The following is a 20,884-nucleotide window of genomic DNA, read 5'->3' on the forward strand; positions in this document are numbered from 1 at the left end:
GGTGGCGGTCGCATGACGGCAGCCTCCGGCGAAGGCTGGGCCGTCCGCCAGCCCGGCTGACGAAGCTGTGGACAACCGGGGGTCCTGTGGACGACCACCGAACCGCCCGATGATCTGTTATGGGAACGCTGTCCCGACCCGACGCACAGCGGACCAGGTCACCACCGCCGGGCCGGAACAAAGGGCCTAGGCTGGGCCGCGTACGGCGGGTGGCGCCGTCTGCACCGGGGAGGCCTCGCATGACCACTGTCGATGACCGGACGCCGACGGTGGCGGACGTGAGCGGCCCGTCCCGGCTCGCCGAGCCCGACGAGGCGATCAGTGCCGAGGAGTTGCAGCTCGCCGCCCGCAACCACGGCCTTCCGCTGGAGGCGCTGCGGTACGACGTGACCCCCGCCGGGCTGCACTACCTGCTGATCCACTACGACATCCCGGAGGTCGACGCGGCGGCGCACGCGTTGACCGTCGGGGGCGCGGTGGACCGTGCGCTGACCGTCACCCTCGCCGACCTGCGCGCGCGACCCCGTGTCACCCACCGGGTCACGATGGAGTGCGCCGGCAACGGCCGGGCCCTGCTGCACCCCCGGCCGGTGAGCCAGCCCTGGCTGGTCGAGGCGGTCGGCAACGCCGAGTGGACCGGCACGCCCCTCGCTCCGCTGCTACGCGAGGCGGGCCTGGGCGCGGACGCGGTCGACGTGGTCTTCACCGGTGCCGACCATGGCGTCGAGCGCGGTGTCGAGCAGGACTACCAGCGGGCGCTGTCGGTGGCCGACGCGCTGCGCGAGGAGGTGCTGCTGGCGTACGAGATGAACGGGGCTCCCCTGCTGCCGCAGCACGGCGCCCCGCTGCGGCTGATCGTGCCGGGCTGGTACGGCATGGCGCACGTGAAGTGGCTGCGCTCGATCGAGGTCCGGACGGAGCCGTTCGAGGGCTACCAGAACGCGGAGGCGTACCGGCTGCGGCGCGACGCCGACGACCCGGGCGTGCCGGTCACCCGGATCGAGCCGCGCGCGCTGGTCCGCCCGCCGGGCTTTCCCGACTTCATGACGCGCCGTCGGCTGCTCCCGGCGGGACCCTGCACTGTGGACGGGCGGGCCTGGTCGGGCCACGCGCCGGTGGTCGCGGTGGAGGTCAGCGTCGACGGCGGTGCGAACTGGGCGCCGGCCGAGCTGGACCCGGCGGCGGGCGGGGAGTTCGCGTGGCGGCGGTGGCGGTACGAGTGGACGGCGACGCCCGGCCGGTACGTGCTCAGCGCGCGGGCGACCGACGCGTCCGGGCGGACCCAGCCGGTCGAGCAGCCGTGGAATCGTGGCGGCTTCGCCAACAACCTGGTGCAGCGCGTCGAGGTTGTGGTGCCGGCCGAGTGACCGGCGCGTCGGGCCGCGCCACGGATGGGGGGACCGTGGCGTGGCCGAGGGTCGTCAGCCGCCGAAGCCGGAGTCGGCGGGCAGCGAGATGTCGGGCTTCTCCAGCTCTTCGACGTTGACGTCCTTGAAGGTCATCACTCGGACGTTCTTCACGAAGCGGGCAGGACGATACATGTCCCACACCCAGGCGTCGTGCATCTCGACCTCGAAGTAGACCTCGCCGTCGGAGTTACGCACGTGCAGGTCGACCTGGTTGGCCAGGTAGAACCGGCGTTCCGTCTCCACCACGTAGGAGAACTGGCGGACAATGTCGCGGTACTCCCGGTAGAGCTGCAGCTCCATCTCGGTCTCGTACTTTTCGAGATCTTCCGCGCTCATCGCACTCCGCCTTCCATGACCACATCTTCCCCCACCGGCGCCGGAGGCCGAGGCTGCTCGCCCAACGCCACGCCGACGGTACCCCCTGACGCCCAGGAGCGCTCCATCGGCTCGTCCGACGCCGGGCCGACGGGCCGTCGGGCGCGCGGCGGCCGGCCGTCGCGGCCGGAGACCGCGGCGACATTGATGTACGAGAAGCGGTGCTCCCGGCACGGTCCGTGCTCCCGCAGCGCCGCGCTGTGCTCCGGGGTGATGTAGCCCTTGTGTTCGGCGAAGCCGTACGCCGGGAACACCCCGTCCAGCTCCACCATGATCCGGTCTCGGGTGACCTTGGCGAGCACGCTGGCCGCCGCCACACACGCGGCCACCCGGTCGCCCTTCCAGACCGCCAGCCCCGGCACGCCCAGGCCGTCCACGCCGAAGCCGTCGGTCAGCACGTACTCCGGCCGGGTCGTGAGCGAGGCGAGCGCCCGGCGCATCGCTGCCAGGTTGCACACGTGCAGCCCCCGGGAGTCGACCTCGTCGGCCGGAATGACCACCACGGCGTACGCCAGGGCGCGGTCCACGACCTCGGCGTACACCCGCTCCCGGCTGGCCGGGGTGAGCAGCTTGGAGTCGGCCAGCCCGTCGATCTCGCCGCGTCGCCCCTCCGGCAGCACCGCCGCGGCGGCGACCAGTGGGCCGGCGCAGGCCCCCCGACCGGCTTCGTCGGCGCCGGCCACGTGCCGGAACCCGCGCCGTTGCAGCGCCCGTTCGAGCGCGTACAGGCCTGCCTCCCGGCGTACGACGGTGCGCGGCGGGGTCAGCACGACGCCTCGACGGCCGGCGGCAGGAGACGGGCCAGCAGGTCGGGCAGCTCGGGCGGGTAGTACCGGTCGCCGCTGGCGGCCAGCTCGGCCGGCAGCCACCAGCGGTGGCCGGCGATGCTGCGCTGCTCGACGTCGTTGAAGCCGACGGTGTCGACCTGCCACGACGGCACCCGGAACAGGAAGAAATCCTGCTCCTGGCGGTACCAGTCGCCGTCGAACGGAAATTCGGTCGTGTCGGACCACACGGGCTCGCCCAGCTCGGCGGGATCGACCCGCAGCCCGGTCTCCTCGGCCAGCTCCCGTGCCGCGCCCGCCGACGGGGACTCCGCCTCGTCGAGCCCGCCGCCGGGAGTGAACCAGTAGCGGTGCTCCGGGCGGGCCGGGTCGAAGCCGTGGAACAGCAGGACCCGGCCGGCCGCGTCGACGAGCAGCACCCGTGCCGCGCGTCGAGGGGTGTAGACACGATTGGCACTGTTCACGCCTGCGGGGCTCGCAAGCTCACTCCTCGCGCTCACGGTCACCGCACCAGCCTGCCAGACGTGCGGCCGATCGCCCATGCCCCCGCCGGTTCTACGGCTTGGGAATGCCGTCGAACTGATCGGGCACCGTCAGCCAGGTGGCCCGGTTGACGGGCCAGAAGACGGTGAACGCCCGCCCGACGACCTCGCCCTCGGGGATCGTGGCCTCGGTGATGTTCTGCCCGGACTGCTGCCAGTGCTCCAGCGAGTCACCCGAGGCCGACCGGTGGTCGCCCATCACCCACAGCCGACCCTTCGGCACCGTGATGTCGAACTCCTGGTCGGCCGGCTTGTCGCGGACCCCGTCGATCGAGAAGATGTACGGCTCGTCGAGCGACCTGCCGTTGATCATCAGGCGTTCCTGCGCGTCGCAGCAGACCACGTGGTCGCCGCCGACGCCGATCACCCGCTTGATGAAGTCCTCACCGTCGGGGTTGCCGCTCCACTCGGTGGGCGCCTTGAAGACGATCACCTCGCCGCGGTGCGGTGATCGGAAGTCGTAGACCAGCTTGTTGACCAACACGCGGTCATCGATCTTGAGAGTGTTCTCCATGGACGGAGAGGGGATGAAGAAGGTCTGCAGCACGAAGGCGCGGACCAGCACCGCGACCAGGATCGCCACACCCAGCAGGATCGGCAGCTCCTTCCAGAAGGAGCTGCGCGGCTTGTCGGTCTGCTCGTCAATCACGCCAAGGAGCCTACGTTGCCGGGCCGGACGGCACCGTCCGGAACGCGCGGGAACCCCTCAGCGCGGCCGCCAACGGGAGAATCAGCAGCACACCGCCCTGCGGGGACGGACGGACCGGGGGCGCCCCGGAGGAGGCGGCGGCCGGCGCGGCCACGTCGTCGAAGGTCGACGGCACCGACAGCGCGGCCCAGCGTGACGACGGCCAGACCACCATGAACGCCCGGCCGACCACGTTGTCGATCGGCACCGGGCCCTGGCAGCGCGCGTCCTGGGAGACCTCGCGGTGATCGCCCATCACGAAGATCTGCCCCGGGGGTACGACCACCTCGTCGAAGCGCCGGGAGCGGCACTCCTGCGGATTGGGTGGCAGATCCAGCGGGGAGTTGCGCAGCACGTACGGCTCGTCGAGCGGAGTCCCGTTCACGGTGACCCGGCCCTGGGAGTCGCAGCACTTCACCCGGTCACCGGGCAGGCCGATCACCCGCTTGATGAAGTCCTTCTCGCCGGGACGGCTCACCCCGACCAGGTCCCCGACGGTGCGGCCGACCTTGCCGACGAAGCCGGGCTCCGGCTGCTCGTCGACCTGCGGCGCCCAGCGGTCGGTGCCCCGGAACACCACCACCTCGCCGCGCACCGGGTCACGGACGTCGTAGACGACCTTGTTGACCAGCACCCGGTCGCCGATCAGGAGGGTGTCCTCCATCGAGCCGGACGGGATGAAGAACGCCTGGAGCAGGAATGTGCGGATCAGCACCGCGAGGCAGAACGCGACCACCAGCAGCAGTGGAAGTTCCTGCCAGAGCGGCATCTGGCGGCGGCCGCGGCGCACCCGCCGGCGCCACGGATCGACGGTGCCGTCCTCGTCAAGCGTCTGCACCACGCCACTCCCCGGTCCGCAGAAACACCACCGCCCGGGAGCCTCGTCGAGGCTCCACGGGCGGTAGTGGACAGCTGCCCGCCACAAAGGCGGGGTCGCCGCCTGGCTGCGCCCGTACGACCAGGGTAGTGCGGTCTGGGCGGTACGGCATACGCGCAGCTCAGGCGGCGTGGCGAGCGGGAAGTCAGCTGGGCTGCTTCTCCCGCTTCTCCTTGATCTTGGCCTTCTTGCCGCGCAGCTCGCGCAGGTAGTAGAGCTTGGCGCGACGCACGTCACCGCGGGTCACGACCTCGATCCGGTCGATGCCCGGGCCGTTGAGCGGGTAGGTCCGCTCGACACCGACACCGAAGCTGACCTTGCGGACCGAGAAGGTCTCGCGCAGACCGTCACCCTGGCGGCGGATCACGACGCCCTGGAAGATCTGGACACGGGACCGGTTGCCCTCGACGACCCGCGCGTGCACCTTGACGGTGTCACCGGCACGGAAGTCGGGAAGGTCGGTCCGCTTCGACTGGGCGTCAAGGGCGTCCAGGATGTTCATCGCTGCGTCCTCGTAAGGCTCACGGCGCACCGTCACTCGGTGCGCGGGTGGGTGATTCTGATTCCCGGGTGGTGATCGGCGGGCCGACCCCGGTCGGGGATCCTCGCAGCCGCCCGCGGGCGCGGACGGATGCGGCAACCCCCCTACTTTGCCACATCCCCCGGCGGCGGCTGAAATCCGGCCCGCTCCAGCGCCGCGATGTCCCGTTTGTCAAGCCGCTCGGGCGGCAGCGCGGCCAGCAGGTCCGGACGTTGGGCCGCGGTCCGCAGCAGCCCCTCCTCGCGCCGCCAGCGCGCGATCTTGCCGTGGTCGCCGGAGCGGAGCACCTCCGGGACGTCGTGCCCGCGCCAGCTCGGCGGCTTCGTGTAGATCGGTGCCTCCAGCAGCCCGTGCGCGTGCGACTCCTCGTCCAGCGAGCCGGCGTTGCCCAGCACCCCGGGCAGCAGGCGGGTGACCGCCTCCAGGATGACCAGCACCGCGACCTCGCCGCCGAAGAGCACGTAGTCGCCGAGCGACACCTCGGTGACCGGCATCCGGGTGGCGGCGTGCGCCAGGACCCGCTGGTCGATCCCCTCGTACCGGCCGCAGGCGAAGAGCAGGTGCGGCTCGGCGGCCAGCTCGTGCGCCATGGCCTGGGTGAACGGGACACCCGCCGGTGACGGCACGAGCAGCCGGGGCGGCGGGGCCTCGGCCGGGGCGAGCGCGTCCAGCGCCGCACCCCACGGCTCCGGCTTCATCACCATGCCGGGGCCGCCGCCGTAGGGGGTGTCGTCGACAGTGCGGTGCACGTCGTGGGTCCAGGTCCGCAGGTCGTGCACGGCGAGCTGGAGTACGTCGTTGGCCCGGGCGCGGCCGATCAGCGACAGGTCGAGCGGGGCGAAGTACTCCGGAAAGATCGACACGACGTCGACGCGCATGCGGGCTGGTCCTAAAGATCGAGCAGGCCGGCCGGCGGGTCGACGATCACGCGTCGACCGGCCAGGTCGACCTCCGGGACGATCGCCCGGACGAACGGGATCAGCGCGGTACGCCCCTCGGGGCGCCGCAGCACCAGCAGGTCGGACGACGGCGCGTGGTCGATCCGGGCGACCTCGCCGAGGCGCTCACCGGCCGGGGTGACCACGGCCAGACCCACCAACTGGTGGTCGTGGAACTCCTCCGGGTCCTCCGGAGGCTCCACGTCGGCGCTGTCCACCACGAGCAGGGTTCCGCGCAGCGCCTCCGCGGTGTCGCGGTCCAGGATGCCGTCGAAGGCGACGAGCATCCGACCCTGGTGGAACCGGGACTCCTCGATGGTCAGCTCGGCGGGCACCCGGAACGGCACGCCCGGCCCGTTCGCCGGCGCGGGCGGCGGGACCGCCCCGGGTTCGGTGCGCAGCACCGAACCCGGGGCGAACCGTGCTTCGGGTTCGTCGGTCCGCACTTCCACGGTGACCTCCCCGCGGACACCGTGCGGCTTGCCGATCCTTCCGACGACGAGCTGCATCAGTACGAGTCGACGATGTCGACGCGTACCCCGCGCCCGCCGATGGAGCCGATCACCTGACGCAGCGCCTTGGCGGTCCGGCCGGACCGCCCGATCACCGTGCCGAGGTCCTCGGGGTGCACGCGGACTTCCAGCCGCTTGCCCCGACGGGAATCGACCATCCGGACCCGGACGTCATCCGGGTGGTCGACGATGCCCTTGACCAGGTGCTCCAACGCCGGACGCAGAGGCATGTCAGGCCTGCTCACCGGCGTCGGCAGCGGCAGCGGGGGCCTCGGCCGGAGCCTCGGTCGCCGGGGCCTCGGCCTTCGGGGCCTCGGCCGGAGCCTCAGCGGCCTTGGTGGCCTTCTTGGCCGGCTTGGCCGGGGTCTCCGGGGCGAGCCCGGCGGCGGCCTTCGCCTCAGCCTCGTACGCCGCCTTGCGGTCGGCCTTCTCGGCGGCGACCTTGAGCGGCGGCGGGGCCGGCAGGCCCTTGTACTTCTGCCAGTCACCGGTCAGCTCCAGCAGCCGCTGCACCGCCTCGCTCGGCTGAGCGCCGACGGACAGCCAGTACTGGACCCGCTCCGACTTGACCTCGATGATCGAGGGGTCTTCCTTGGGCTGGTAAACCCCGACGAACTCGATCGCCCGGCCGTCGCGCTTGGTGCGCGAGTCGGCGATGACGATGCGGTACTGCGGGTTGCGGATCTTGCCCATCCGCAGGAGCCGGATCTTTACGGCCACAGTTGTTTCGCTCCTGTTGCGATCTCACCAGCCCGCTGTGGGCGGTGTGCGTGGGTGAGCGCCGACCGGACCCGTGGGGTTGGGCCGGAGACTACTCGGTGGACTAGCGACGTGCCCGGGTTAGAGGGCGCCGGACGCGCGCCGGATACCAGCGACCCATTCTGCCAGATCCGACGCCGATCTCCCGCATCGGACCCGGACACCGCGTCACCGGTGACCCGGAACACCTCTCAGCGCACCGGCGGACGGTCCCACCCGGGCGGAAGTTCGTCCGGTACGTCCCACTCTGCCGGCGGGGTGAAATCGCACCAGGTGCCGTCGAACGGGAACCGGCCCGCCTCGGCGAGCGCGATCACCCGCTCCCCCTCGGCGCGGACCGCCTTCTCGTCGGTCACCCAGTAGTCGTCCGGGAAGGCGAGACGCTCGACGAACTCGTCCTCGTCCTTCCACTGCCAGGTGCGGTCCGGGGCGACCAGCACGTCCAGATCCTGGTCGACCACGTCGACGCCGGCCACCGCCCCGTCGTCCCAGCGGACACCGGGCTCCTCCAGGTTGACGTACCAGTGGCTGAACCGGCCCGCCGCGTCGCGGAACCACCAGACGGAGTGCGCCGCGCCGGTGGGCAGGAACTTCAGCAGCGGTGGCCCGTTCCAGGACACCTGTGCGAGCTGGTAGGTCGGCGTGATCCAGTCGGCAAACGGCAGCCCTCGCATGGTCAGGCCGATCTCGTTCACCTCGTGGGCAACCGGCGAGCCCTTCGCAATCCAGAGCAGCAGCCCTCGCTCGTCGTCGAGGACGACCCGCGCCGGCCGGACCCACCCGATCCGTCCCCGCCGCACGTTCCGGTGCAGGATCAGCCGACCCGATCCGAACTCCACGGCCGCGCTCCTCCGGACCTCAGTAGGCGCGGGCGAGGATGGCGACCAGGTCGGGCTCGTCCTCGGAGTCCGGCACCGAGCCGTCGGCGCGCAGCAGGCAGCGCACCGTCACGCCCTGGCCGTTCGCCTCGGCCTCGCCGGCCACGCCGACCGCCGACCACGGCACCTTGGCCCAGCCGGTGGCCGCCGCCTCGATCGCCTCGGCCAGCGTCGACACCTCGACGGTGCGCGACTGGCGGTGCGCGAGGGCCTGGTCGTGCAGCACCTGCTGGTCGGCCTCCAGTGCGGCGAGGACCGCGCCGACCACGTCGGCCACCGCCGTCGGGGACTTCGACCCGTCGGTACGACGGACCACCGTCGCGTTGCCGACGGCCAGGTCGCGGGGGCCGACCTCGACGCGTACCGGATAGCCGCGCAGCTCGGCGTCGACGGCCCGGCGGCCGAACGCGGTGTCGGTCCGGTCGTCGAGCGCGACCCGGACACCGGCGTCGCGCAGGCCGTCGCGCAGCTTGGCCGCCGCCTCGCCGACGCCCTCGCCATCCTTGACGATCATGATGTACGCCTGGATGGGCGCCAGCCGCGGCGGCACCCGCAGGCCGTTGTCGTCGCCGTGGGCCATGATCAGGCCACCGAGCATCCGGGTCGACGTGCCCCAGGAGGTCGTCCACGCGTGCTCGCGACCGCCCTCCTTGGCGGAGTAGCTGATGTCGAACGCCTTGGCGAAGTTCTGGCCCAGCTCGTGGCTGGTGCCCAGCTGGAGCGCCTTGCCGTCGCCCATCATGCCTTCGCAGGTGTACGTGGCGGTGGCACCGGCGAAGCGCTCGCGGGCCGTCTTCAGGCCCACCACCACCGGAATGCCGAGCACGTTCACCATCAGATCCTCGTACGCCTCGTGCAGGATCCGCCGCGCGTAGGCGCGGGCGTCCTCACGGGTGGCGTGCGCGGTGTGCCCCTCCTGCCAGAGGAACTCGCTGGTCCGCAGGAAGATCCGCGGGCGCAGCTCCCACCGGACCACGTTGGCCCACTGGTTGAGCAGCAGCGGCAGGTCCCGGTACGAGTCGATCCACTTGGCCATGAACTCGCCGATCACCGTCTCGCTGGTGGGGCGCACCACCACCGGCTCGGCGAGCTGCTTGCCGCCACCGTGGGTGACGACCGCCAGCTCCGGCGAGAAGCCCTCGACGTGCTGGGCCTCGCGCTTGAGGTAGCTCTCCGGGATGAACAGCGGGAAGTACGCGTTCTCCGCGCCGGCCGCCTTGATCCGGGCATCCATCTCGGCCTGCATCCGCTCCCAGATGGCGTAGCCGGCGGGGCGGATGACCATGGTGCCGCGGACCGGGCCGTTGTCGGCCAGCTTCGCCTTGGCGATCAGGTCCTGGTACCAGCGGGGGAAGTCCTCCGCACGGGGAGTGAGCACGCGTGCCATGACCGCACATCCTATGCGCCACGCGGGTCCCCGCCGCGCCCGGGAGGCGCCGCGCCGCGCGACCGGTGCTGGACGGCGCGCGCGGCCCGCCCTTGCCGGGGCGCGGCGGGCGCTGGGCGGGGGCGGGCAGCGGGCGCTGGGCAGGGTGGCGGGCCGCCCTTCGCGGGGCGCGCAGCGGGCGCTGGGCGGGGCGGCGAGCCACCCGTAGAATTCGACCACCATGACTGCGACCGACTCACCACGCCAGCGACTGCGGGACACGATCGTGGACGCCGCCCGCGCACGGACCATCGCCGCCGGCTGGGACGCGGTCCGCATGGGCGGCGTGGCCACCACGGCGGGGGTCAGTCGGCAGACCGTCTACAACGAGTTCGGCAGCAAGGCGGGCCTCGCCGAGGCGCTCGCCCGACGCGAGGTGGACCGGTTCGTCGGCGACGTCCGGGAGGCGCTGCTCGCGCACGGTGCCGACGTACGGGCCGGCGCGTACGCCGCGATCGCCCACACCCTCGCCACGGCGGCCGACAACCCGCTGGTCAAGGCCATCCTCACCAGCGCCCGGGGCGGCTCGGACGAACTGCTCCCGTACCTCACCACCCGGGCCGAGGTGGTCCTCACCGAGGCGTCCGGCGCGCTGATCGAGTGGGCCGGTGACCACCTGCCGGGAGCGGACCAGGCAGCGTTGGCATTCGCCGCAGACACGATCGTCCGTCTGGTGGTGAGCCACATCGTGCTCCCGCGATCCCCGATCGACCAGACCGCCGCGGCCCTGGCCGACCTGGCCGTGCACCTCTTCGCCGCCGCCGCGACCACCCGCCCGCCCCGCTGACGCTCCCACGTCGTCGTACGCGAACCGTCGCGCCCGCACGCACCTCCGCCCCCGGCCTGCCACGCCCACGCCCCATGCCCCACGCCAAGATCCGCACAACATCAGTGATGTTGCTGCCTCCGGCGAGCGTGAGGCAGCAACATCAGGGAAGTTGCGCGGATCTTCCCTCGCCGGCCTCTCCGCCCGACAAGATCGTGCTCAATCCTGGTTCCAGTGGCATCCCCACGACGCCGAGGCCACTACTTCCTGGATCCAGCACGATCTTGCGCGGCGGGGCGGGGCGGGGCGACGCGGCGCGGCCCAGCGCAGTGCGGCCCAGCGCAGTGCGGCGCGGCCCAGCGCGGCCGGCGCGAGGCCAGCGCGGCCGGCGCGAGGCCAGCGCGGCCGGCGCGGGGTCAGCGGAGGACTCGGCCGCGCAGGATCGTGCGGGACGGGGCACGGACGACGCGGAGGTCGTGGCGGGGGTCTTCGGGGTAGACGGTCAGGTCGGCGAGGCCGCCCTCGACCAGGCCGGGGAAGCCGAGCCATTCGCGGGCGCCCCAGGATGCGGCGGCGAGCACGTCGATCGGTGCCATGCCGGCGCGCTCGTGCAGCAGCAGCATCTCCTCTGCGGCCAGGCCGTGGTCGATGCCACCACCGGCGTCGGTGCCCACGTAGATCGGCACGCCTGCCTCGTGTGCGGCGCGCACCACCTCCGGGAAGCGGTCGCGCAGCGCGAGCATGTGCTCGGCGTAGCCGGGGAACTTGCCCCGCGCCTGCTCGGCGATGCCCCCGAAGGTGGCGATGTTGATCATTGTGGGGACCAGCGCGGTGCCCTGACGGGCCATCTCGTCGATCAGGTCGAGGCTCAGCCCGGTGCCGTGCTCCACCGAGTCCACCCCGGCCCGCACCATGATCTCGACGGCCGATTCGGAGAAGGTGTGCACCGCGGCGCGTACCCCGGCGTCGTGCGCGGCCCGTACGGCGGCGGTGAGGGTGTCGGCGTCCCAGGCTGGCGCGAGGTCGCCCACGCCCCGGTCGATCCAGTCGCCGACCAGCTTCACCCAGCCGTTGCCGGCCCGGGCCTGCGCGGCCACCGTCGCGGCCACCTCGGCCGCGCCGACCTCGACGCCGATGTCGCGCAGGTAACGCTTCGGGGGCGCGACGTGCCGGCCGGCGCGGGCCAGCCGTGGCAGGTCCGGTTCGTCGTCGAGTTCGGGGTACGGGTACGGCGACCCGGCGTCGCGGATCGCCAGCACCCCGGCGTCCCGGTCGATGTGGGCCAACTCGCGGGCCTGGTCGAGCGACGTGATCGGGGCGCCACCGCGGGCGATGCCGATGTGGCAGTGCGCGTCGACCAGCCCCGGGAGGACGAACCCGCCGTCGACCACCGTCTCCGCACCGGGCACCGGGGTGAAGGTGACCCGGTCGCCGACCAGCCAGAGATCCCGGACCTCGTCGTCGGGGAGCAGCACACCGCGCACATGAAGAGCCATGCGCACAGTCCTACCCGATCAGCCCTCCTCGGCGACGAGCAGGTCGTTCCTCCGAGCGGTCAGGGCCGGCCCCGTCCACCGAGACCTCCCACGTCGCACGCCGTCACCGACGCGCGTCAGCGCGGGCCCTTGTCGCCGCCCTTGCCGAGCTTGTTGAAGTCGATCTTCGGGAGCTTGAAGCCGGGCGGGAGGCCCTGGCCGCCCGCGAGGTCGTTCGGGTCCATCCCCGGCGGGAGCTGCGGCATGCCACCCGGGAAACCGCCCGGGAGCCCGGCGCCGGCGCCCGTACGCGGACGACCGCCGCCCTTGGTGCCCTTGCGCTTGTTCTTGGGGGACTTCGTCGCCTTGCGGCGGCCACCACCGGGCAGGCCCATCATGCCGCCCATCTGCTTCATCATCTTCTGCGCGTCGGCGAAGCGGTTGAGCAGCTGGTTGACGTCCATCACGGTGACCCCGGAGCCGTTGGCGATGCGCGCCCGGCGGGAACCGTTGATGATCTTCGGGTTGGTGCGCTCGCCCGGGGTCATCGACCGGATGATCGCGGTGACCCGGTCGAAGTGGCTGTCGTCCAGCTCGGCGAGCTGGTCCTTCATCTGCCCCATGCCCGGCATCATGGCCAGCACGTTGGCGATCGGGCCCATCCGCCGCACCGCGATGAGCTGGTCGAGGAAGTCGTCGAGCGTGAACTGCTCGCCGCCCATCAGCTTGGCGGTCATCTTCTCCTTCTGATCCGAGTCGAAGGCCTGCTCGGCCTGCTCGATCAGAGTGAGGACGTCGCCCATGCCGAGGATCCGGCTGGCCATCCGGTCGGGGTGGAAGACGTCGAAGTCCTCCAGCTTCTCGCCGGTGGACGCGAACAGGATCGGCTGCCCGGTCACCTCGCGCACGGAGAGCGCGGCGCCACCACGGGCGTCGCCGTCGAGCTTGGAGAGCACCACGCCGGTGATGCCGACGCCGTCGCGGAACGCCTCGGCGGTGCGGACGGCGTCCTGACCGACCATCGCGTCGATGACGAAGATGACTTCGTCGGGTGAGACGGCGTCGCGGATGTCGGCGGCCTGCTGCATCATCTCGGCGTCGATGCCGAGTCGGCCGGCGGTGTCGACGATGACGATGTCGCGGGCGGCGCGCTTCGCGTGCTCGATCGAGGCGCGGGCCACCTGCACCGGGTCGCCGGTGCCGTTGCCGGGCTCCGGGGCGTACACCTCGACGCCGGCCCGGCCACCGAGCACCTGGAGCTGCCCGACGGCGTTGGGGCGCTGGAGGTCGGCGGCGACCAGCAGCGGCTGGTGTCCCTGGCCCTTGAGCCAGCGGGCCAGCTTGCCGGCGAGGGTGGTCTTACCGGAACCCTGGAGGCCGGCCAGCATGATCACCGTGGGCGGCTGCTTGGCGAACTGGAGCCGCCGGCCCTCGCCGCCGAGCACGTTGATCAGCTCTTCGTTGACGATCTTGATGATCTGCTGGGCCGGGTTGAGCGCCTGGGAGACCTCGGCGCTGCGGGCGCGCTCCTTGACGGCCGCGATGAAGCCCTTGACCACCGGCAGCGCGACGTCCGCCTCCAGCAGCGCGAGGCGGATCTCGCGCGCGGTGGCGTCGATGTCGGCGTCGGTGAGCCGTCCCTTGCCGCGGAGCTTGGTGAAGATCCCGGACAGGCGGTCACTCAAGGTGTCAAACACGCGAACATCCCGTTTGTCAGTGTTCCGGCGGGCACAACGCGGCCGGCACTGCGGAGTCCGGCCACCGCTAGGGTAGCCGCCCCGCCGCACGGCCGCTGGCGGCCCGGCCTCACCCCGAGACCAAGCCCGATTGGTACGCGAAGACGACGAGCTGGGCCCGGTCCCGGGCTCCCAGCTTGCCCATGGCCCGGCTGACGTGGGTCCGCGCGGTCGCCGGGCTCACCACCAGCCGGGCGGCGATCTCCTCGTTGTTCAGGCCCTCCCCGACCAGGCCGACGACCTGGCGTTCCCGGTCGGTGAGGGTGTCCAGCCGCGGGTGCGGACGGGGTGCTCTCGACGGCCGGGTGGCGAACTCCCGCACCACCCGCCGGGTCACCGACGGCGACAGCAGCGCCTCCCCCTCGGCGACCAGGCGGATGGCGCGCAGCAGCTCCGGCGGCCGGGTGTCCTTGGTGAGGAACCCGCTCGCGCCGTGCCGCAGCGCGTCGAAGACGTACTCGTCCAGCTCGAAGGTGGTGAGCACCACCACCCGCGTGCCGGTCAGCTCGGGGTCGGCGACGATCCGGCGGGTCGCCTCGATCCCGTCGATGCCCGGCATCCGGATGTCCATCAGCACCACGTCCGGCCGCACCTGACGGGCCAGCTCCACCGCCCGCAGCCCGTCGGCCGCCTCACCGGCGAGCGCAAGGTCGTCCTCGCTCTCCACCAGCGCGCGCAGCCCGAGGCGGACAAGGTCCTGGTCGTCGGCGATCAGCACCCGGATCACGCGGGCGGCTCCACGGGCAGCCGGGCCCAGACCCGGAAACCGCCGTCCGGGCGCGGTCCGGTGGTCAGCCGTCCGCCCAGCGCGGCCACCCGCTCGCGCATACCGGCCAGACCGTGCCCTCCGGTCCGGTCGTCGGCCGCGTCGAACGGGCCGGCGGCGACACCGACGCCCCGGTCGGTGACCTCGACCGTCACCTCGTCGGCCCGGTAGCCGACGGTCACCTCGGCGCTGCTCACCCCGGCGTGCCGCAGCACGTTGGTGAGCGCCTCCTGCACCACCCGGTACGCGGCCAGGTCCACCGCCGCCGGCAACTCCCGAGGGTCGCCCTCGCGGCGCACGTCGACGGCGAGACCGGCGCCGGCCAGCCGGTCGCACAGCGCCGGGAGCCGGGCCAGCCCCGGCACCGGTTCGCGCTCCGCGCCCCGGCGCACCGCGCCCAGCGTGACCCGGAGCTCGTCCAGCGCCTCCCGACTGGTACGACCGATCGCGGTCAGCGCGACCTCCGCCTGCTCCGGTCGTTTCGGCAGCAGGTGAAGGGCGATCTCCGCCTGCATGCTGATCGCGGCCAACCCGTGCCCCACCACGTCGTGCACCTCCTGAGCGATGCGCAGCCGCTCCTCGTCGGCCTGCCGGCGGGCCTGCTCGACACGTTCGCGGGCCTGTTCGGCGCGGCTGCGGGCGGCGGCCTCGCGGTTGACCCGTACGACCACGCCCGCAGCGAAGGGTACGACCGCCCAGGCCGACGCGGGGAGCACTCCGGCCCAGCCCAGCGACGGGCCCCGGGACCAGAAGACGTGCGCCAGCAGCACCACGAACGCGCCGGCGGTGGCGAGCGCCGCCGGGCGCACCGGCAGCCGCAGGGCCACGGTGTAGGCCGCGACCAGGAAGGTGAGCAGGATCGGTCCGTACGGATAGCCGAGCACCAGGTACGTCGTGGTGGCCACGGTGACCACGGCGAGGATGCCCACCGGGGCGTAGCGGCGGCCGACCAGCGCCAGCGCGGCGACCGCCATGATCACCCGGCAGAACGCGTCCACGGGTCTCGACCCCGGCTGGTTGGCCCCCGCGAACCCGGTGGTGAGCTGCGCGAACCCGAGCAGGGCCAGGGCGAGCACGGCGTCACCCAGCCACACCCGCCGCCCGTTCCATCGCATGGCCGTCATTCTGCCCGCGCCGACGCCCCCTGACGTGCGTCCACGAGCGGCACCGTCGCTACGCCCCGGGGCGTACCCGTCCCCTCAGACGGCGGCGAGGACGGCGGCCTCCAGGCGGGCCCGGGTGGCGTCGTCGGGCCAGCCACCCACCAGGTAGAAGGCGTCGACCACGTCCGCGCCGAGGGTGGAGATGCGCGCGGCGCGGACCAGGGCTCCCGCCTCGTCGAGCGCGCAGGCGACCCGGTAGAGCAGCCCGGCGGCGTCGGCCGCGCGCAGTTCGAGCAGCACGGCGTCGGTGGCGGCCTCGCGGTGCCAGACGACCCGGGGAGCGGCGCCGCTGCCCCGGGCGGCGAGCGCACGGCCGCGCAGCCGTTGGGTGACGGACACGTCGCCGGCGACCGCCCGACGCAGGTCGGCGCGCAGCGGGACCGGATCGGCCGGCAGGCCGTAGCGGGGTTGCACGCGGCACTCGACCAGGGCCCGGCCGTCGACCACCGAGGCGTCGGCGGAGAGCACCTCCAGTCGGTGCAGGGCGAGGCAGCCGGCCACCGTGGCGAGCAGTCCGCGCCGGTCGGCGGCGGCCACCGCCACCCGGTCCCCGGTGAGGTGCACGACCGGCAACGGCCCGGCCAGCAGCGCCGGATCCGGCGCGGGTGGCTCGGGCAGCACGCCGGTGTCCAGGGCGGTGCGGACGCGGGCGACCAGTTCGGCGACCAGTCGTCCCTTCCAGTCCGACCAGGCGGCCGGGCCGGTGGCCGCGGCGTCCGCGCGGACCAGCGCGTGCAGCAGGTCGAGCGTGCCGGTGTCGCCCACCGCCTCGGCTACCGACGCGATCGTGACCGGGTCGGCGAGGTCCCGGCGGGTGGCCACGTCGGGCAGGAGCAGGTGCAGCCGGACCAGCGTGCCGATCAGCTCGACCTCCGCGGCCGGCAGCCCGACCCGGGTCGCCACCGTCTCGGCGAGCGGCACCCCGACGGTGCTGTGGTCACCGGGCAGGCCCTTGCCGATGTCGTGCAGCAGGGCGCCGAGCAGCAGCAGGTCGGGGCGGTCCACCTCGCGGGCGTGCCGGCTGGCCTCGTGGGCGGCCTGCACGAGATGCCGGTCCAGGGTGTAGCGGTGCACCGGGTTGTGCTGGGGCAGGCTGCGCAGCCTGGTCCACTCGGGCAGCCAGCCGTCCACCAGCCCGTACCTGTCGCAGGTCTCCCAGGCCGGCACCAGGCCGGGACCGGCGCCCAGCAGCGTGGTCAGCGCGGCCCGGGCCTCGGGCGGCCAGGGCGCGGGCAGCGGGGGGCAGTACGCCGCCAGCCACTCGCAGGTGGCCCGCGCGATCGGCAACCGGGTGGTGGCCGCCGCGGCGGCGACCCGCAGCGACAGGCTCGGGTCGGGGCGCGCGCCGATCGCCGTCCGGGCCAGCACCAGCTCGCCGTCGTGCTCGACCACGTCCCGGGCCACCGGCCGGCGCACGGGAGCGCCGTTCCCGCCCCGGGAGCGGCCGGAGCGCAGCCGGTCGGCGGCGCGGAAGGCGTCGTCGAGAGCGTGGCTGACCGTGCGGGCGTCCCCGGCCACCCGACGCAGGAGGGCGTCGCCGTCCTCCAGGGCGAGCAGCGCGGCGACGCCGTCGCGTTCCTGGGCGACCAACCGGTCGACCCGACGACCGACCTGCTGGTGCAGCGCGTCGCGGGTGTCCAGCAGGCGCAGGTGGGCGGCGCGGACGGCGGGGCGCAGCGCGTCGGTGATCCCGGCGGCGGAGATGGCGCGCAGCAGCCCCACGTCGCGCAGCCCGCCGGCGGCCTCCTTCAGGTCGCCTTCGAGGAGGAAGGCCAGCTCGCCGTGCGCCTGCCAGCGGGCGGCGGTGACCTCCCGCAGGCCCGGCAGCTGGCGGACGGCGGTACGCCGCCAGTGGTCGGCGGCGGTGCGGATCAGGGCGTCGGCGAGCGCCTGGTCGCCGACCACCAGGCGGGCGTCGAGCAGCCCGAGGGCGACCTTGACGTCGTCCTGGGCCACCGACAGCGCCTCGGAGACGGTCCGCACGGAGTGGTCCAGGCGCAGGCCGGCGTCCCAGATCGGGTACCAGACCGAGGCCGCCAGCTCGTCCGTGCCGGGCACCCCGGCGTGCAGCAGCACCAGGTCGAGGTCGCCGTAGGGGGCGCACTGCCGCCGCCCCAGACCCCCGACGGCCATCAGCGCGACCCCGTCGCGCGCGGGCAGCAACCCGCGCAGAAACTCGTCGTACGCGCCCGCGCGCGCCCGGCGGGCGGGCTCCCCGATCCCCCCGGGTACGCCGACGACCTCGTTGATCAAGAGGTTCGCGTCGCCGTTCCCGGCGTGCCCTGACGCGTTCTTCCTGATCAACGAGGTCATGTCGTCGTGGCCCGGATCAGAGGGCGTCGAGGCCGCGCTCGCCGGTACGCACCCGGACGACCTCCTCGACACCGGTGACCCACACCTTGCCGTCGCCGATCTTGCCCGTACGGGCGGCGCCGACGATGGCGTCCACGATCTTTTCCACGTCGATCTCGTCGGTGAGCACCTCGACCCGGATCTTGGGCAGGAACTCGACCGTGTACTCGGCACCCCGGTAGACCTCGGTGTGCCCCTTCTGCCGTCCGTACCCCTGAACCTCGCTGACGGTCAGCCCGGCCACGCCCAGGGCGTGCAGAGCCTCCTTCACCGCGTCCAGCTGGTACGGCTTGATGACCGCGGTCACCAGCTTCATGTCCAACCCCTCCATCTAAGGAACGTTAACCGGCGACCTTGGCGCTGACCGGCTCGGTGGACTCCGCCTCCGGCGCGGCGCCGCTCGGCGCTGCGCCACCAGGGGTGCCGATGCCGGCCATCGCGAACGCGCTGCCCGTGCCGCCGCCGGCCGGGGACAGGTCGTAGCTGCTCTCGGCGTGCTCGGCGATGTCGATGCCCTCGACCTCGGCCTCACCCTTGACGCGGAAGCCGATCGTCTTCTCGATGACGAAGGCGAGCACCCAGGCGATGCCGAACGACCAGGCGGTGACGATCAGGCCGGCGAGGGCCTGCCGACCGAGCTGGGTCGCGCCGCCGCCGTAGAACAGGCCGTCGGAGGCGCCCACCACGTCGCTGATCGCGGCGTTTACCGAGTTGGTGGCGAACAGGCCGAGCCAGAGCGAGCCGATCCAGCCACCGACGAAGTGCACGCCGACCACGTCGAGGGAGTCGTCGTAGCCGAGCCGGTACTTGAGGCTGACCGCGAGCGCGCACACGACCCCGGCGACGATGCCGAGCAGGACGGACGCCCACGGGGCGATGAAACCACAGGCCGGGGTGATCGCGACCAGGCCGGCGACCGCGCCGGACGACGCGCCGACCATTGTCGGCTTGCGGTCCTTGACCCACTCGACAGCGATCCAGCCGAGCACCGCGGCGGCGGTGGCGAGCTGGGTGTTGATGAAGGCGAGACCGGCGACCGAGTCGACGGTCAGCTCCGAGCCGGCGTTGAACCCGAACCACCCGAACCACAGCAGACCGGCGCCGAGCGCGACCAGCGGGATGTTGTGCGGCTTCATGCCCTCGCGGGGCCAGCCGAGCCGCTTGCCGAGCACCAGCGCCACGGCCAGGGCCGCCGCACCGGCGTTGATGTGCACCGCGGTGCCACCGGCGAAGTCCAGCGCGTGGATGTCACCGCCGATGATGCCGCCACCCCACACCCAGTGGGCGACCGGGAAGTAGACGAGCGTGGCCCAGCCGAACGCGAACAGCAGCCAGCCGGCGAACTTGGCCCGGTCGGCGATGGCGCCGCTGATCAGCGCGACGGTGATCACCGCGAAGACCATCTGGAAGGCCATGAACACGTAGAGCGGAATCCCGATGCCGCTGGGGTTTTCCGTCGTGGCGCCCCACAGGTCGGTCTCGGCGAGGAACGTCTTGGTGCCGAGGTACGCGCCCGGGTCACCCCAGAAGCCGTTCACGTCGGTCCCGAAGGCGACGCTGAAGCCGTAGAACCACCACAGAACAGAGATGAGCCCGATAGCGGAGAAGCTCATCATCATCATGTTGAGTACGCCCTTGGCCCGGTTGAGGCCGCCGTAGAACAGCGCCAGTCCGGGGGTCATGAGCAGCACGAGCGCGGTCGAAACCAGCAGCCACGTGGTATTGGCGCCGTCGATCGTCGGTGCTTCAGGCACGCTGGCCTCCTAAAGGTGAAGTCCTCCTTCGCGGCTTTCCGGGGCAGCGTCGCCCGTAGGCCGGTTGCGCGGAAGCCTCGCGGCCGGCTGTTTCACCCAGGGTCCCGTGCGGGTTTCCGTTTCGTGACGGGTTGTTTCGTACGTGTCACGGAGTCCGCACAGTCAGCAGCATGGACGAAGGTGGATCGACCGGACGTCGAGCGTCGATGGCTGACCGGTCAGCGGCATCGACCGGTGCGCTTGAGAAGCCCGGCCGAGCATCGGCCGGCAGCGCGCTCAGCGGAGGGCGTTCTCCAGGGCGTGCCGCTCGTAGTCGAGCAGCCGCAGGTCGCGCATCGGCCGCCGCAGGTGGCCCTTGTGCACGATCCGCACGAACGCCGGCTCACCGGCGGCGGCCATCCGGCGGATGCCCTCGACGTGGTCGACGATCCGCTTGCGGATGGTGCGGATCAGCCGGTGCCTGTCGCGCGGGATCAACCCGTACGCGTCGGCGAAGAGGCGCAGCCGGCGCGGCCGGTCGGGATGCTTCCAGCCCAGCGTGATCGAGTCCCGGTCGGCGAAGATCGGCACCCACGTCCAGGCGGCGTACGCCACGTCGTAGATGCGGGCGCCGGGCGAGGCGAGGTCGAAGTCGATCAGCCCGAGCGTGCCGTCGGGCCGCCAGATGACGTTGTGCGGCGCGGCGTCGTGGTGGCAGATCACCTCGGTGTCCGGCGGCGGCGGCCCGAACGAGCGCCAGACCGCCCCCGGCGGCGGGGCGAAGCCGTACTGCGCGTCGTGGAACATCCGCAGCATGGTGGCGACGGTGACCAGCGCCTCGTCGGTCACCCAGTGCGGGGCGAGGGGGTACTCCCCGCACTCCCCCTCCAGGTACGACAGCACCTCCCGGTTGCGCTCGTCCATCCCGAGCGCCCGGGGTGCGCCGGTGAACCCGACGTACTCCAGGTGGCGCAGCAGGGCGTGCACGGACGGGGTCCACGGCCCGGCGTTACGACGGACCGTGTCACCGACCCGGACGACGGTGCTCACGTTGCCGCCGTGCAGCGGGATCTCCTGCGAAGTCACGTACGGTCTCCCGAGGCGCTGCGAAGGGTGGCCGGGGTCGCGCCAGCCCGCGTACGCGCGATCGTCAGTGGTCACCC

22 protein-coding genes are annotated in these 20,884 nt (G+C 72.7%); 2 read left to right on the forward strand and 20 right to left on the reverse strand.

What is annotated here, in order from left to right:
- Window positions 1-239: 239 nt before the first annotated feature.
- A complete protein-coding gene (locus tag ACLQ27_RS31645) occupies window positions 240-1,367 on the forward strand; it encodes a sulfite oxidase (protein WP_425870189.1) in 1,128 nt (375 codons plus the stop codon).
- A 54-nt stretch (window positions 1,368-1,421) separates the two neighbouring features.
- On the opposite strand, the gene ACLQ27_RS31650 is transcribed toward ACLQ27_RS31645, so the two are convergent.
- The 12 genes from ACLQ27_RS31650 to proS all read right to left on the reverse strand — a co-directional run bounded on the left by ACLQ27_RS31650 (window position 1,422) and on the right by proS (window position 9,691).
- The gene (locus ACLQ27_RS31650) at window positions 1,422-1,745 is read right to left on the reverse strand and encodes a DUF2469 domain-containing protein (protein WP_007075222.1); all 324 of its coding nucleotides are present in this window, start codon (window positions 1,743-1,745) and stop codon (window positions 1,422-1,424) included.
- Entirely contained in the window at window positions 1,742-2,554 is an 813-nt protein-coding gene (locus ACLQ27_RS31655) for a ribonuclease HII (protein ID WP_357498032.1), read from the reverse strand. The genes ACLQ27_RS31650 and ACLQ27_RS31655 overlap by 4 nt, the downstream gene beginning before the upstream one ends.
- Window positions 2,548-3,033, reverse strand: a complete 486-nt coding sequence (locus tag ACLQ27_RS31660) for an NUDIX hydrolase (RefSeq protein WP_425870191.1) — start codon at window positions 3,031-3,033, stop codon at window positions 2,548-2,550. Before ACLQ27_RS31660 ends, ACLQ27_RS31655 begins: the two co-directional genes overlap by 7 nt.
- Before the next feature lie 91 nt (window positions 3,034-3,124).
- A complete protein-coding gene (lepB, locus tag ACLQ27_RS31665; protein ID WP_234584225.1) occupies window positions 3,125-3,760 on the reverse strand; it encodes a signal peptidase I in 636 nt (211 codons plus the stop codon).
- A 10-nt stretch (window positions 3,761-3,770) separates the two neighbouring features.
- The gene (lepB, locus tag ACLQ27_RS31670; protein ID WP_357498037.1) at window positions 3,771-4,640 is read right to left on the reverse strand and encodes a signal peptidase I; all 870 of its coding nucleotides are present in this window, start codon (window positions 4,638-4,640) and stop codon (window positions 3,771-3,773) included.
- A 181-nt stretch (window positions 4,641-4,821) separates the two neighbouring features.
- Window positions 4,822-5,178: a 50S ribosomal protein L19 gene (gene rplS, locus ACLQ27_RS31675; protein WP_030335223.1), complete on the reverse strand. Its 357-nt coding sequence runs from the start codon at window positions 5,176-5,178 to the stop codon at window positions 4,822-4,824.
- A gap of 143 nt (window positions 5,179-5,321) precedes the next feature.
- The gene (trmD, locus tag ACLQ27_RS31680) at window positions 5,322-6,095 is read right to left on the reverse strand and encodes a tRNA (guanosine(37)-N1)-methyltransferase TrmD (RefSeq protein WP_234584223.1); all 774 of its coding nucleotides are present in this window, start codon (window positions 6,093-6,095) and stop codon (window positions 5,322-5,324) included.
- An 11-nt stretch (window positions 6,096-6,106) separates the two neighbouring features.
- Window positions 6,107-6,664: a ribosome maturation factor RimM gene (gene rimM, locus ACLQ27_RS31685; protein ID WP_357498039.1), complete on the reverse strand. Its 558-nt coding sequence runs from the start codon at window positions 6,662-6,664 to the stop codon at window positions 6,107-6,109.
- On the reverse strand, window positions 6,664-6,924 hold the full coding sequence (locus tag ACLQ27_RS31690; protein ID WP_172862164.1) for an RNA-binding protein: 261 nt from the start codon (window positions 6,922-6,924) through the stop codon (window positions 6,664-6,666). The genes rimM and ACLQ27_RS31690 overlap by 1 nt, the downstream gene beginning before the upstream one ends.
- Window positions 6,899-7,387 carry a 30S ribosomal protein S16 gene (gene rpsP / locus ACLQ27_RS31695; RefSeq protein ID WP_357498041.1) on the reverse strand — a complete coding sequence of 163 codons (489 nt, stop codon included), beginning with the start codon at window positions 7,385-7,387 and terminating at the stop codon, window positions 6,899-6,901. The genes ACLQ27_RS31690 and rpsP overlap by 26 nt, the downstream gene beginning before the upstream one ends.
- A gap of 230 nt (window positions 7,388-7,617) precedes the next feature.
- Window positions 7,618-8,265 carry a DUF402 domain-containing protein gene (locus tag ACLQ27_RS31700; RefSeq protein WP_425870195.1) on the reverse strand — a complete coding sequence of 216 codons (648 nt, stop codon included), beginning with the start codon at window positions 8,263-8,265 and terminating at the stop codon, window positions 7,618-7,620.
- Between the two features lie 19 nt (window positions 8,266-8,284).
- The gene (proS, locus tag ACLQ27_RS31705; RefSeq protein ID WP_234584219.1) at window positions 8,285-9,691 is read right to left on the reverse strand and encodes a proline--tRNA ligase; all 1,407 of its coding nucleotides are present in this window, start codon (window positions 9,689-9,691) and stop codon (window positions 8,285-8,287) included.
- Between the two features lie 220 nt (window positions 9,692-9,911).
- Between proS and ACLQ27_RS31710 the strand changes: the two genes are divergently transcribed.
- Window positions 9,912-10,517: a TetR/AcrR family transcriptional regulator gene (locus tag ACLQ27_RS31710; RefSeq protein WP_357498046.1), complete on the forward strand. Its 606-nt coding sequence runs from the start codon at window positions 9,912-9,914 to the stop codon at window positions 10,515-10,517.
- 395 nt (window positions 10,518-10,912) lie between these two features.
- Here the strand turns inward: ACLQ27_RS31710 and ACLQ27_RS31715 are convergent, their stop codons facing one another.
- From ACLQ27_RS31715 to ACLQ27_RS31750, 8 genes are all read right to left on the reverse strand, one after another.
- Window positions 10,913-11,992, reverse strand: coding sequence for an amidohydrolase family protein (locus ACLQ27_RS31715; RefSeq protein ID WP_425870197.1), 1,080 nt, complete (start codon window positions 11,990-11,992; stop codon window positions 10,913-10,915).
- Window positions 11,993-12,108: 116 nt separating this feature from the next.
- Window positions 12,109-13,668 carry a signal recognition particle protein gene (gene ffh, locus ACLQ27_RS31720; protein WP_234590138.1) on the reverse strand — a complete coding sequence of 520 codons (1,560 nt, stop codon included), beginning with the start codon at window positions 13,666-13,668 and terminating at the stop codon, window positions 12,109-12,111.
- A gap of 109 nt (window positions 13,669-13,777) precedes the next feature.
- The gene (locus tag ACLQ27_RS31725; protein WP_234590136.1) at window positions 13,778-14,434 is read right to left on the reverse strand and encodes a response regulator transcription factor; all 657 of its coding nucleotides are present in this window, start codon (window positions 14,432-14,434) and stop codon (window positions 13,778-13,780) included.
- Complete coding sequence (locus ACLQ27_RS31730) at window positions 14,431-15,588, reverse strand: sensor histidine kinase (RefSeq protein ID WP_425870200.1); 1,158 nt, start codon at window positions 15,586-15,588, stop codon at window positions 14,431-14,433. The genes ACLQ27_RS31725 and ACLQ27_RS31730 overlap by 4 nt, the downstream gene beginning before the upstream one ends.
- An 84-nt stretch (window positions 15,589-15,672) precedes the next feature.
- Window positions 15,673-17,949, reverse strand: coding sequence for a [protein-PII] uridylyltransferase (locus ACLQ27_RS31735; RefSeq protein WP_357498053.1), 2,277 nt, complete (start codon window positions 17,947-17,949; stop codon window positions 15,673-15,675).
- 16 nt (window positions 17,950-17,965) lie between these two features.
- Complete coding sequence (locus ACLQ27_RS31740) at window positions 17,966-18,304, reverse strand: P-II family nitrogen regulator (RefSeq protein WP_007456507.1); 339 nt, start codon at window positions 18,302-18,304, stop codon at window positions 17,966-17,968.
- 25 nt (window positions 18,305-18,329) lie between these two features.
- Window positions 18,330-19,742: an ammonium transporter gene (locus ACLQ27_RS31745; protein ID WP_234590132.1), complete on the reverse strand. Its 1,413-nt coding sequence runs from the start codon at window positions 19,740-19,742 to the stop codon at window positions 18,330-18,332.
- Window positions 19,743-20,018: 276 nt separating this feature from the next.
- Window positions 20,019-20,882, reverse strand: coding sequence for an aminoglycoside phosphotransferase family protein (locus ACLQ27_RS31750; RefSeq protein ID WP_234590129.1), 864 nt, complete (start codon window positions 20,880-20,882; stop codon window positions 20,019-20,021).
- Window positions 20,883-20,884 lie beyond the last annotated feature (2 nt).

It is taken from the genome of Micromonospora sp. DT63, from assembly GCF_049841615.1.
Classification (GTDB): domain Bacteria; phylum Actinomycetota; class Actinomycetes; order Mycobacteriales; family Micromonosporaceae; genus Micromonospora.